Genomic DNA, 14,046 nt, shown 5'->3' with positions numbered 1-14,046 from the left:
AAGGTATATATTTAGGAGTTCTTATGTCACAATATAAGCCCACAACAGCGGATTTTGAAGCTCTTTTAATGGAGTCCTTTCAAACCAATGATCTTACTGAAGGATCTGTTGTAAAAGGTCGTATCATTGCAATTGAAAAAGACATGGTCATTATCGATGCTGGTCTTAAAGTAGAAGGACGTATTCCACTTAAGGAATTTGGCACAAAAGGTAAAGACGGTTCCTTGCAAGCTGGTGATGAAGTTGAAGTTTATGTTGAACGCATCGAAAATGCGATGGGTGAAGCTGTTTTATCACGCGAAAAAGCCCGTCGTGAAGAAAGCTGGACTCGCCTTGAAGAAAAATTCAATGCCGGTGCGCGTGTGGATGGAGTTATCTTTAGCCAAGTTAAAGGTGGATTTACAGTCGACCTTGATGGTGCCATTGCTTTCTTGCCCCGCAGCCAAGTTGACATTCGTCCTATCCGCGATGTTGCACCTTTAATGCACAATCCACAATCTTTTGAAATTTTGAAAATGGATCGCCGTCGTGGTAATATTGTTGTCTCACGCCGCACCGTCTTAGAAGAAAGCCGTGCTGAACAGCGTTCAGAAATCGTTCAAAATCTTGAAGAAAATCAAATTGTTGAAGGTGTAGTTAAAAACATTACCGATTATGGTGCCTTTGTTGATCTTGGTGGAATTGATGGCCTCTTGCATGTCACCGACATGGCATGGCGGCGTATTAATCACCCATCTGAAATTCTTACAATGGGTCAAACTATTAAAGTTCAAATTATTCGTATCAATCAGGATACGCACCGTATTTCACTTGGGATGAAACAACTTGAAAATGACCCCTGGGATAGTATTAGTGACAAATATCCAGTTGGTAAGAAAATTACAGGTGCTGTTACGAACATCACTGATTATGGTGGTTTTGTTGAAATTGAACCAGGAATTGAAGGATTAATTCATGTCTCTGAAATGAGCTGGACGAAGAAAAATATCCATCCTGGAAAACTCCTTTCCACATCACAAGAGGTAGAAGTTGTTGTTCTTGAAATCGATGCTTCTAAACGGCGTATTTCCCTCGGTTTAAAACAAACATGTGAAAATCCATGGGTGGCTTTTGCTAATAAATTTCCTGTAAATTCACAAATTGAGGGTGAAGTTAAAAATAAGACAGAATTTGGTCTTTTTATTGGCCTTGAAGGTGATGTCGATGGGATGGTACACTTATCTGATCTTGATTGGAACCGTCCTGGTGAACAAGTCATCGAGACTTATAACAAAGGCGATATTGTTAAAGCTGTTGTTCTTGATGTTGACGTTGAAAAAGAACGCATCTCTTTGGGAATTAAGCAACTTTCTTGCGATAAAGTTGGGGAAGCAGTAGCCTCTGGTGAATTGCGTAAAGGTACTATTGTGACCTGTGAAGTTTCTGGAATCAATGAAAATGGCATTGATGTGAAATTAATTGATCACAATCTTGAAACGACTATTCGCCGTTCTGATTTGGCCCGTGATCGTGATGAACAAAACCCTGAACGTTTTGCTATTGGACAAAAAGTTGATGCTTGCATCACCACATTCGATAAAAAAACGCGGAAACTGTCAGTATCCATCAAAGCCTTGGAAATTGCAGAAGAAAAAGAAGTAGTAGCACAATATGGGTCAACAGATTCTGGTGCTTCTCTTGGTGACATTCTTGGTGTGGCCTTAAAAAAGCAAGAACAAGATTGATAATCAATAACTAATACTTAAGACCGCTTATATTTTTGAGCGGTCTTTTTTGTCTTTTGCTGGAAACATTTTCTTGACTTTTCAGCGGTCTGACAAAAAAATAAATATGTTTCAATAAAAAACTTATTTTCTTCACTAACCATTCATGACTAGGATAAAATGTTAACAATTCATTAAATAAAAAGAAATTTGCATAATTGAATGGCAAAGAATATTATGGCACCCACACTATTTTTCATGAAGTGGTTCTCTTCTCAAAAAACAGAAATTTGTTACTTTTCTGAAACCGATTTCCCTATTCGTTCAACTGATAAATCGCAAGAAGAGCTTTACAAATTAGGCCATGATATAGCTTTGGGGGAAAAAATTTTTCTTCCTGAATACAAGGAAGAGAGTGATTTTCGCAAACGACTGACTGAAAACGCTAAACTTATCCTCCATGCTTTCCACATTAGCGATGTTGCTGCACGTAACAATGAAACTATAGCACCGTCTGCTCAATGGCTTATTGATAATCATTATACCATTGACAAAACCATACAACAGTTATGCTGCAATTTTCCAAAAACTCTCACTAAGAAGCTCTCTCTTGATGAACAAAAAGCAGGAATCCCACGTATTTTTGCTTTAACCTGGCTTTATATTGCCCATACAGATAGCAGTTTCTCACAAGAAACCCTTACAGCTATAGTTAATGGCTTTCAGGAAGTATGTAACCTTAAAATTGGCGAATTGTGGGCCTTGCCTTCTGTTATTCGTATGATTTTAATTGAAAATGTTCGTCGTCTTTCATTGCGTATTGAGCAAGCACAGCATATGCGTTACCTTGCCAATCAAGTGGCTAACAAAATTACCCTTGCAAAAGATGAAACTGAATTACACAATCTTTTTACTCTTTATGAAAAATTCGCTGCTAATTTAACCTTTTCAACTCATTTATTTCATCGTCTGCGAGGTGCATCTGTTGATGTTACAATGGCACTGACTTGGCTTGAAAAACAATTGCATCATTACGGCAGTAACCCAGAAATTGCAACAGCTGATGAACATGCCCGTCAAGCAAAAGACGGTGTGACCATGGGCAATATTATTCGTGCTCTCAAAACTATTGATGACATTGATTGGACAACGTGGTTTGAAACTGTTAGCTATGTGGACTCTATCCTGCATCAAAACAGTGATTTTTCTGAACTCGACTCTCATTCACGTAATACCTATCGACGAGTGATTGAAAAAATCGCACACCGTTCTCCACTCAGTGAATTGGAAGTTACGCAAAAAGCCGTAGAAATGACGCAAATCTTTCTTGAAGATGACGCTCATCAAAATAATTCTTCTATTGGCTGGCACCTTGTTGACAACGGGCGTTATGCCTTTGAAAAAGCTTGTGGATACACCCCATCCCTTTTTATAAGGTGGATACGTGCTTACCATCGCTTAAAAGTAGGAACAATTGCAATTCCTGTTTCTATTTTAACGCTTATTCTTTTGCTTGTAACTTATACTCTATTACAAATATCCAATCTACCACCATGGATAAGCCTTACTTTTACCGCTCTGGCACTTTTTCCTGCCATGGAAGCTTCTTTTTCTTTTTTTAATACTGTTGTTTCGTGGTTTATCCCACCAAATCAACTCATTGGTTATGAATATAAAAAGGGGATTCCTAAAAACGCACGTACAATGGTTGTCGTACCCACTTTAATTACATCATATGATTATATTGATGAACAAGTGCGTAATCTTGAAGTACATTATCTTTCTAACCCGCACGGTGCTATTCATTTTGCGTTAATCACAGACTGGGCAGATTCTTCATTAGAAGAAACACAAGATGATCTTGATTTGCTACATTATGCACAAGAGAGCATAGCTAGACTTAACCGCCGCTATCATCGTGATGACATTCCTTTGTTTTTCCTTCTTCATCGCCGACGCCTTTACAATTCTAGCGAAAAATGCTGGATGGGATGGGAACGTAAACGTGGTAAGCTTCATGAGCTCAACCTTTTACTACGAGGAAATCAAAATACGAGTTTTTACACTCCAGATCCACGCCTTCCTCTAGATTGTCGTTTCGTTATGACCCTGGATTCAGATACACGTTTAACCCCTGAAGGAGTTACTAAACTTGTTGGTAAGCTCAACCACCCACTCAATCATCCCGTTTTTGACCCCAACAATGGAACAATTGTAAAAGGCTACAGCATTTTACAACCACGTATTACACCTTCTCTTACAACAGGAAAAGAAACATCAATTTTTCAACAAATTTTTTCCACTAATCGTGGAATTGATCCTTATGTCTTTGCTGTCTCTGATACCTATCAAGACCTTTGGGGAGAAGGAACTTTTACCGGCAAAGGTCTTTATAATATCGATGCATTTGAACAAGCACTTAGTGGAAAAATCAAAGAAAACACTGTTCTTAGTCATGATCTTTTGGAAGGAAGTTATGCACGCGCAGCACTCGTAAGTAATGTAGAGGTAATTGAAGATTATCCAACAGCTTATAATATTGACGTTGCTCGTCATCACCGTTGGATTCGTGGTGATTGGCAATTATTGCCTTATCTGTTTAAGCGCAGTCAAATTAATCTTATGAATCGTTGGAAAATCCAAGATAATCTACGCCGTTCTCTCACACCACTTATATGGCTAATTGCAGCAATCATGGGATGGTCTATTTTACCATTAAAGATAGCAACCATCTGGCAAATATTTTTGCTGCTCAGTCTATTTATTTCCCCAATTCTAGGTATGTTTCAGGCATTTATGCTATTTAGTCTTGATTATTCTTTGCGTGGACAGCTGCAATTAATTTTGAGCAGTATTATTTCAACGACAGCAGAAATACTCCTGAAAACTATTTTTATTGCTCATTCAGCTTATTTTACAACCGATGCAATCATCCGCACTTTCTATCGCATGCTGATTTCAAAACAACATCTCCTTGAATGGAAAACCTCGGCTGCAACAAAAATAATCCCCAATAGTTTAGGCTTCTATATTTTTACAATGTGGCCAGCATCACTGATTGGCGCTATAGCCATAGCGCTACCTATATCCTTCTGTAGCCCGACAATCTTCATTGCTTTGCCCTTTGGACTAGTTTGGTTTTTCTCACCACTCATCGCGTGGATTGTAAGTCAACCAGCAACATTTCAAGATATGCTTGATATATCCTCAGAAGATGAAAAAGCACTTCGGTGTATTGCACGACGAACGTGGCTTTATTACGCAACTTTTGTCAATGCGCAAAACAATTATTTGCCACCCGATAATTTTCAAGAAGATCCCGAACCCCTTGTTGCTCAGCGTACATCTCCCACCAATATTGGAGTTTATCTTCTCTCTACTATTGCCGCACGTGATTTTGGTTGGATTAGTTTTAAAGATGCTATTACACACATCAAGCGTACATTAAGTACCCTTGAAAAAATGGAAAAATTCCGTGGACATCTCTATAATTGGTATGAAACAGACACACTTAAACCTCTATTGCCAACTTACGTTTCAACAGTGGATTCAGGCAATCTTGCCGGTCATTTAGTGACACTCTCTTCGGCTTTAAGTGAATGGGCTGAAACACCTGACATGTTTTTACAAAGTGATCCAGAAGGTTTACTTGATGTTAGTGATATTCTTGAAGAAACTTTAAAAGAGATTCCTGATAATCAGCATTTTTCACGCTCCCTATACCAACAGATCGAAGAACGCATTGCTCACTTTCGTCGTGTCATCAATATTTTCAAAGAAAAGACAGAAACTGTAACTCTCCGCACTACTAATCTTCCACTCTTAGCTCGTGATATTACGTTCTTAATAGAGGAACTTGATAAAAAAATTCAAACTGTAGAATCTGCCCACGCGTTGTCTTGGGCTAAATGTCTTGTAGAAACCTGTGAAGCACATCACCACGATATTACCTATGACTATGATACAGAAAAACTGCGCAAACAATTAAATACTTTAGCGACAAAAGCACGACAAATAGCTTTTGATATGAAATTTGATTTTTTAGAACAACCTGACCGGCAGCTCTTATCTATCGGCTATCGTGTTCAAGAAAATAAACTTGATGAAAGTTGTTATGATCTTCTAGCTTCAGAAGCGCGTCTCTCAAGTCTTTTCGCCATTGCCAAAGGCGATATAAAATTCAAACATTGGTTTCATCTTGGCCGTTTACTCATCCCAATTGGTTGGAAAGGAGCTTTACTATCATGGTCAGGATCTATGTTTGAATATCTTATGCCTTCTCTGGTCATGCATGAACCCTTAGGATCCATACTGGATCAAACTAATCGATTGATTATTCACCATCAAATACAATACGCCCGTAAACGGGGACTGCCATGGGGTATTTCAGAAGCTGCATTTAATGCCCGCGATCATTTAATGAATTACCAATATTCCAATTTTGGAGCTCCAAGTCTTGGGCTTCAACGCGGTTTATCACGTAATGCCGTTATTGCTCCTTACGCTAGCATTTTAGCTGCACAATATATGCCAACTCAGGCTCTCATAAATTTAAAACGTTTACGTGATCTTGGCGCTTTAGGAGCCTATGGATATTATGATTCTATTGATTTTACTCCCTCGCGTGTACCAAAGGGAGAACAATATGCTATCGTGCGTAATTATTATGCGCACCATCACGGCATGTCAATTCTTGCAATCAATAATGTCATTTTTGAAGGACGGATGCGTAATCGTTTTCATCGTGATCCCGTCATTGAAGCTACACAATTATTATTACAAGAAAGAGCCCCCCGTCAAATTCCTATCATTCACACCAAAGTTGCCAACCCAATGCGCAATGACTCTGGAGAATTTGATGATGCCCCTTTGCGCACTATCACAAACCCGCTTTTAAAACCTCGTGAAACTTTGCTCTTATCTAATGGTCGTTATTCCACAATGCTAACAGCTAATGGTTCCGGCTATAGCCGTTGGCATGATTACGCTATCACGCGCTTTATCCCTGATGCATCAGAAGATCAGCAAGGTACCTTGTTTTTCCTACGTGATGCACACAATGGACGCTGGTGGTCTGTCACCGGTGAGCCAACACGCATTGTCGAAGAAGAATCAGCCACCATCTTCACAGATGAAAAAGCTGAATATACAAAAATGGTTGATGGTATAAAATCAACGCTCGAATGTCTTGTGGCATCAGAAGGTGATGGTGAAGGCAGGCGCCTTCAGCTTATAAATACAACCAACAAAGATCGCTTTATTGAAGTGACGTCTTATGGTGAATTAGCACTAGCAACTATGGATAGTATTTGTGCTCACCCTGTTTTTTCACATATGTTTGTAGAAACAGAAATTGCTGATTCAGGTGGAACGATTTTTGCTAAAAGGCGCAAACGTGCCCCTAGTGATCCGGATATTCATATTGCTCATTTTGTCACTGACCCATTTGGAACTATTCCAAAATCAGAAGCTGAAACTGACCGTTATATTTTTATTGGTCGTGGTCGATCTATTCATCGTCCAGCTGCATTTGATCAAAATGCCCACTTTAGTAATCGGCAAGGCTGTGTTCTTGACCCGATTATCTCAATCCGCTGTTATTTAAAAATTCCAGCACATGAAAAAAGAGAACTTATTTTTTGGACATTTGCTGCTCATTCAAAAGAAACGCTGCAAAATCATATTGAACGTTATCGGCAACCTAATATGTTTCAGCGGGAATTTTCTATAACATGGACACGCTCGCAAGTTTCACTATTTCAAAACAATATCCGTCCCAGAGAAGCTATTGCTTATCAAAAATATGCAACACCACTTATATATCCCGACCGAACATGGCGTCTTCCCTCTAAAAGGCTCGCTAATACTCTTGGAAAACAATCTGATCTTTGGCCAATGTCCATCTCAGGAGATTATCCTATTTGTCTTCTCAGAATTGATAGTGAAACGAATATAACTGTATTACGCGACCTGCTTAAAGCACATGAATATTGGCGTATGAGAGGATTAATTGTTGATATGGTTGTCTTGAATGAACAGGCATTTTCTTACATACAAGACACTCAACGCGCTATTGAATGGACATGTGAATCCTATCGTCGTCATGCCAACGAAATGAATGGAAATAAACACATTTTCACTCTTCAACGTGATCAAATGAATGAGCAAAGTTTCAATACACTTCTTGCATCAGCCCGCATCATACTTCATGCCCAAAATGGTTCCTTATCTGAACAGCTTAAATGTACAGAAAATATTGATTTCGATCTAATAACTCGCAATAATAGACAAGATTTTAATTACCAATTAAATCACAACAAACATGATAAAAAAAGACAAGTAGAAACACAAGATGGGTACAATCCATCTGCTTCTATTGATATTATCGGTCAACAAAAACAATCATCTCCTCTTATCAATGGAAAAGACCTGCGTTATTGGAATGGTTATGGGGGATTTAATCAACATAATCATTATGTGGTGCATCTCAATGGACATAGCACTACACCACAGCCATGGATTAATGTAGTTGCTAATCACAATTTTGGCTTTCACGTATCAGCTGAAGGTGCAATCTTCACCTGGGCTAACAATAGTCGTGATTATCACTTAACCCCTTGGACCAACGACCCTGTTTCCAATCGTCCAGGAGAAGCACTGTATCTTGTTGATCGTCTTTCTTTAAAACGTTTTTCTCCAGTCTCTGCTGTCGAATGTAATGACAGTGTTGTTTACGAAGCTTGCCATGGTTTTGGATTTTCAACCTTTAAATCCACACATTCCGATATTGTATTAGAACTTACCCATACGATCGATCGAGAAAGACCTGTTCGTTTTTCGCGCCTTATTATCAAAAATGAAAGCAAAAAACCACGCAGCTTACGTCTTTATAATTACGTTGAGTGGGTTTTGGGTAATGCACGTACAAAATACACTCCCTTTATCATTCCTTCTTACGATTCCAAACGCGGTGCACATTTTATTCAAAATCCCTATCATATCGAAAGATCTCAACAAGTCACTTTTTTATCAGCATCCGAAATACCAAACAGTGTTACAACTGATCGCACTGAGTTTATTGGTTCAACAGGAACAGTTAAACACCCTCATGCCATTTACAAAGCTGAAGAACTTTCAAATACAGTAGAAGCAGGCCGTGATCCTTGTTCAGCATCAGCCTATGATATTTATCTATTACCGGGTCAAACAAAAGAGATCATCTTTTATCTCGGCAGTGCTGAAAATAAACAAGAAGCTGAAAAATTGCTGGATCAAGTGCGCATAGATGATTTTCAAATTATTCTTGCACAACAAAAACAGCAATGGAATGATTTTGTTTCTCCTTTGCAAGTTAAAACGCCTGATCCCTCCTTTGACATTATGGTCAATCATTGGCTTCCTTACCAAATCTATGCATGCCGCATGATAGCACGTGCAGCTTTTTACCAAGCCAGTGGGGCATTTGGCTTTCGCGATCAGTTACAAGATAGTTTATCTTTGTTACTGCTTAAACCACGATTAGCGCGTGAACAATTGTTAAGTGCTGCAGCCCGTCAATTTACTGAAGGTGATGTACAACATTGGTGGTTTCCTGACACTAACGCTGGTGTTCGCACACTCATTTCTGATGACATAGTCTGGCTTGCTTATGGAACAGCCCTTTATGTTAATACTACTGGTGAACATACACTTCTTGATACTCCTATTGCTTTTATTGAAGGAGCTCCTCTCAAAACGGGACAACATGATGCTTATTTCCACCCCACACAATCGTCCAAAACTGCAACACTTTATGAACATTGTGCCCTAGCTTTAGATCTTACTATCAAACGTTGCGGTTCACACGGTCTCCCACTTATTTTAGGTGGTGATTGGAATGATGGTATGAATTTAGTGGGCGTGGAAGGAAAAGGCGAAAGCATTTGGTTGGGCTGGTTTCTTGGCACCACATTACAAGCATTCATTCCCATTGCTAAAAACCGCGGTGACGATAATCACGTAAAAGCATGGAGCATACACCTTAAACGTTTAACAAAAGCTCTGGAAAAAAATGGTTGGGATGGCGCTTGGTATCGACGTGGTTCTTTTGATGATGCAACCCCTCTTGGTTCTCAAATAAATACTGAATGTCAAATTGATGCCATCGCTCAATCTTGGGCTGTAATTTCTAAAATGGCATCTCCCAACCGCCAAAAACAAGCAATGATGTCAATGCTTGATCACTTATGCGATGAACAAGGTGGGCTTATTCGTCTTTTCTGGCCACCTTTTAATAAAAGCACTCTCGAACCCGGCTATATTAAAGGGTATCCACCTGGAATTCGAGAAAATGGTGGACAATATACCCATGGTGCTATTTGGAGTATTATAGCGCTTGCAGAAATAGGTGAAATAGACAAAGCGTATAACTTATTTTCCATGATAAACCCTATCACCCATGGTCAAAATCCTGAAATTTACCGTGTTGAACCTTATGTCATGGCCGCAGATATCTATGCTGTTGAACCACATCGAGGACAAGGTGGTTGGACATGGTATACGGGTTCAGCAAGCTGGTTTTATCGTGCAGCGACAGAAACTATTCTTGGGATTCACATCCAAGCCAATCAGTTATTTTTACGTCCACATTTGCCTTCATGTTGGCCTGAATACGAAGTAAAAATGAAATTTTATGAAGCCGTTTATACTATTAAAGTTAAATGGGCTTCAAAAGATACACTCAGTGTTAACAGAAAGGAATATACCAACATTAATGCAGGTATAGAATTACAAAAAACAGGTGTTCATGAGATCATACGTACTCTTAAATCTCCAATTCCCAAAAAATGAAAAGCTTTTTTATATTGTTCACAGTTATAAAGTTGTTATAGTTTTTACATTTTTTTTGATGATTATATTGATATGCAACAATTTTTAGATTTCACTCAACTGAAAGAACAGGAGCATGAATCATACAGATATTGCTAGACGCGTTTATAACCACACATGGAAACTTGATCCCATTATTCGCTCACTTCTCGATACGGATTTTTATAAGCTGCTTATGGTGCAAATGATTTGGGGACTTTACCCAAATGTTCATGTCACCTTCTCACTTATAAACCGCAGTAAAACAATTTGTCTTGCTAATGATATTGATGAAGGTGAGCTACGTGCTCAGCTTGATCATGCTCTCAGTTTACGCTTTACCAAAAAGAAATAATCTGGCTTGCTGGTAATACATTTTATGGACGCAAACAAATTTTCAAACCGGATTTTCTTCATTGGCTTGAAAAATTTCAACTACCCGAATACGAATTAACCCACAAAGATGGTCAATATATTCTACATTTCCATGGTCCATGGGCTTATAGCTCTATGTGGGAAATCCCTGCCCTTTCTATTATTAGTGAATTACGTTCACGCGCTGCAATGAAAAATCTTGATTGTTTTGCACTCGATGTCTTTTATGCCCGTGCTAAAGCAAAAATGTGGAGTAAAATTGAACGCCTGAAACAATTGCCTGATCTTAACATCGCTGATTTTGGCACTAGACGTCGCCATTCTTTTTTATGGCAACGTTGGTGTGTCGAAGCGTTAAAAGAAGGAATTGACAATTCTTTGGTTGGATCTTCCAATATCCTTCTAGCAATGGACACAGACTTAGAAGCTCTTGGAACAAACGCGCACGAATTACCTATGGTTATCGCAGCCCTTGCTAATAATGACAATGACTTGCGCCAAGCATCTTATCAAGTTCTACAAAATTGGAATCGCTACTATGATGGAAATCTTTTGATTGTTTTACCTGATACTTTTGGAACAGAAACATTTTTACGCAACGCGCCAGACTGGGTAGCAGACTGGACAGGTTTTAGAATTGATAGTGCTCTACCCATTGAAGGAGGTGAACGCATTATAAAATGGTGGCAAGAAAAAGGAAAAAATCCACAAGAGAAATTATTGATTTTCTCCGACGCGCTAGATGTAGACACGATTGAAAAAACCTACTATCACTTTCATGGTAAAGTACGCATGAGTTTTGGGTGGGGAACTAATCTCACCAATGATTTTGAAAATTGTGCACCCCAAAAGATTGCAAATCTTGAAGCTGCGTCCCTTGTTTGCAAAGCCACTCATGCTAATGGTCGACCAACTGTAAAACTTTCAGATAATCCTGAAAAAACTATTGGAGATCCACAAGAAATACAACGTTATTTGAATTTTTTTAATCCTGAACTATCCACTACTAAACCCATCAAGATTTAATCATTAACTGATTGGATAAAAAAGAAACCAACTATGAAATAAATCATTACCCAACCCAAGCAGATATTATTTCTATTTCTCTTAACATGCAAAAATAATATCATTCCATGGATGACCTCTTATTGCTTGTTAAAATGATCTGATCAGCACCCAATAAAGCATTCCACGCACAATTCTATTGATAATAAACTTTTCACAACAAGCGTATACTTCATCTAGCAAACATGCCATGTACTACTTTAGAAAATCTAACAGCTAATGTGCATATTGATATCAATAGATAAAACTTTATCCTAAATGTTTTTTAGTCAGAAAATTTTCTGCAAATAGTCTCAACAAAACAAGAAAAGTGTAAGACAGACTTAATTAATAAAATTTTTTATTTTGATAATGATGATGACGTAGATGAGGATGGGCGTGTCACAATATAAATAGCGATCACCAACAAAAGAATTGCAGCTGATAAAGCAAACCATAAAGCAGGGTGTACAATTATTAAAAACAATAAAAAACCACCAATCATACTCACCACAGCAAAAATTTTAACAAAAGGTGAGATGATTCTCTTTTCTTCCCATTGCTTAATGGGAAGACCAAAAATTCGATGATTATGCAACCAATAATGAAACCGTGGTGATGAACGGGCAAAACACCATGAAGCAACTAATAAAAAAGGTACGGTTGGCATAATAGGTAAAACAACACCGATCAAACCTAATACAATCATCATCCAGCCCAATATAGAATAAAAAACTCGTAAAGGGCGAGATATCTTAAAATCTTTTTCTATCATTTATTGCTGTTTCTTCTCTTACTCAGATATCATGACGTAAAATTTTTGCCTTTTATATCTTCTAACGCATAATTTTACTGAACATTCTTTACCAACAAGTATATTTTCAACAATGATCATTGCTTAAAATTGTAGGATAGTTATGCAATATGATAATCATTTAAAAGTTTTCAAGAAATGAAAAGAAGCTTTTAGTATCTAAAAAATAAAAAGGCTGCATGATAAATCAATGCAGCCTCTTAATTACGAATGCAGTGTTGGGAGGAGAAAATACTGCATCCATCGGCTAGACATTAGGAGGAAAATAACCTAGCACTCTCCCATTTAATAAAAAGAAAAATTTAAAACAACATACAAAAATGCATGGCTGCTATGCAAATATTTATTACACTTGCGTTTCCCGAGTTGTAGCCTGTTGAACAAAAATCCATACAAAAACAGCGGTAAAAATTAGTGTCAAAATCAATACAATCGTAGAAGCAGAATCAGAACCAATAAATAAGCTTAGATAAATTCCTAAAAAACTAGAAAAAACAGCAACCAATACAGCAATCAAAAGCATAGAGAAAAACCGCTTAGTAATAAGGTAAGCAATTGCTCCTGGTGCAATCAACAAAGAAATAACTAAAATAATTCCAACTGCTTTCAAAGCCGCAACAATTGTGAGAGAAATCATTGTTAACAGAGCATAATGGAGCACTGATATTCGTAATCCTATTGCACGCCCTTGAATCGAATCAAAAATATACAGCATAAAATCACGCCATTTTGTCCCTAAAATTAAAGTGACGATAATAGAAATTATTGCTGTCTGCGTAATATCAAGCCAATTAACACCCAAAAGATTACCGAATAAAATGTGATTTAAATCCAAATTACTGTAAATTGCCGTTGCTAGAACAAGCCCTAAACCAAACATAGACGAAAAAACAACACCCATGACCGTATCTTGTTTTATACGGCTATTGCTCCCTAAAAAACCCGTCATGATGGCACAAATCATACCAGCAACGAAAGCACCAAAAACAATTAAAATCATCGTAACATTAGCGGGATGTAGATGATGAAACCAAGAAAACGGCAAAGAGGCTAAAAATGTTATCACCCACGGTGTTGTCATATAACCAACAACCACACCAGGAAAAACTGCGTGAGAAATCGCATCTCCTAAAAGCGCCCACCCTTTTAAAATAAGAAAACAAGAAAGCATAGCCATTGGAATGGACAAAATAACGGTAATAGCCATACCCTTAATCATAAAAGAAAGCTGAAAAGGGAGTAGTAACTGATCTATCATATTGT

Annotated in this window: 4 protein-coding genes and 1 pseudogene; 3 read left to right on the top strand and 2 right to left on the bottom strand. The window is 38.0% G+C overall.

All coding sequences use genetic code 11. The features are described from left to right. Positions 1-23 precede the first annotated feature (23 nt). The 3 genes and pseudogenes from rpsA (at position 24) to pncB (ending at position 11,951) form a co-directional block, all read left to right on the top strand. Positions 24-1,724 (top strand): 30S ribosomal protein S1, encoded by a 1,701-nt coding sequence (rpsA, locus tag BWD121_RS07405; protein WP_078663988.1) that lies wholly within the window; start codon positions 24-26, stop codon positions 1,722-1,724. A 216-nt stretch (positions 1,725-1,940) separates the two neighbouring features. Next, complete coding sequence (locus tag BWD121_RS07400; RefSeq protein WP_078664104.1) at positions 1,941-10,532, top strand: glucoamylase family protein; 8,592 nt, start codon at positions 1,941-1,943, stop codon at positions 10,530-10,532. A 115-nt stretch (positions 10,533-10,647) separates the two neighbouring features. Beyond that, positions 10,648-11,951, top strand: a pseudogene (gene pncB / locus BWD121_RS07395) (nicotinate phosphoribosyltransferase). Positions 11,952-12,330: 379 nt separating this feature from the next. Here pncB and BWD121_RS07390 read toward each other — a convergent pair. Next, positions 12,331-12,741 carry a YbaN family protein gene (locus tag BWD121_RS07390; protein ID WP_078664103.1) on the bottom strand — a complete coding sequence of 137 codons (411 nt, stop codon included), beginning with the start codon at positions 12,739-12,741 and terminating at the stop codon, positions 12,331-12,333. A 388-nt stretch (positions 12,742-13,129) separates the two neighbouring features. Beyond that, positions 13,130-14,041, bottom strand: coding sequence for a metal ABC transporter permease (locus BWD121_RS07385; RefSeq protein ID WP_078663987.1), 912 nt, complete (start codon positions 14,039-14,041; stop codon positions 13,130-13,132). Between the last annotated feature and the right edge of the window lie 5 nt (positions 14,042-14,046).

It is taken from the genome of Bartonella sp. WD12.1, assembly GCF_002022415.1.
Classification (GTDB): domain Bacteria; phylum Pseudomonadota; class Alphaproteobacteria; order Rhizobiales; family Rhizobiaceae; genus Bartonella.
This window is presented reverse-complemented; position numbering and strand designations above follow the sequence as displayed.

Coding starts and splice junctions, on each gene's coding strand:
- BWD121_RS07400 (WP_078664104.1), top strand. CDS start 1,941: ATGGCACCCACACTATTTTTCATGAAGTGGTTCTCTTCTCAAAAAACA.
- rpsA (WP_078663988.1), top strand. CDS start 24: ATGTCACAATATAAGCCCACAACAGCGGATTTTGAAGCTCTTTTAATG.
- BWD121_RS07385 (WP_078663987.1), bottom strand. CDS start 14,041: ATGATAGATCAGTTACTACTCCCTTTTCAGCTTTCTTTTATGATTAAG.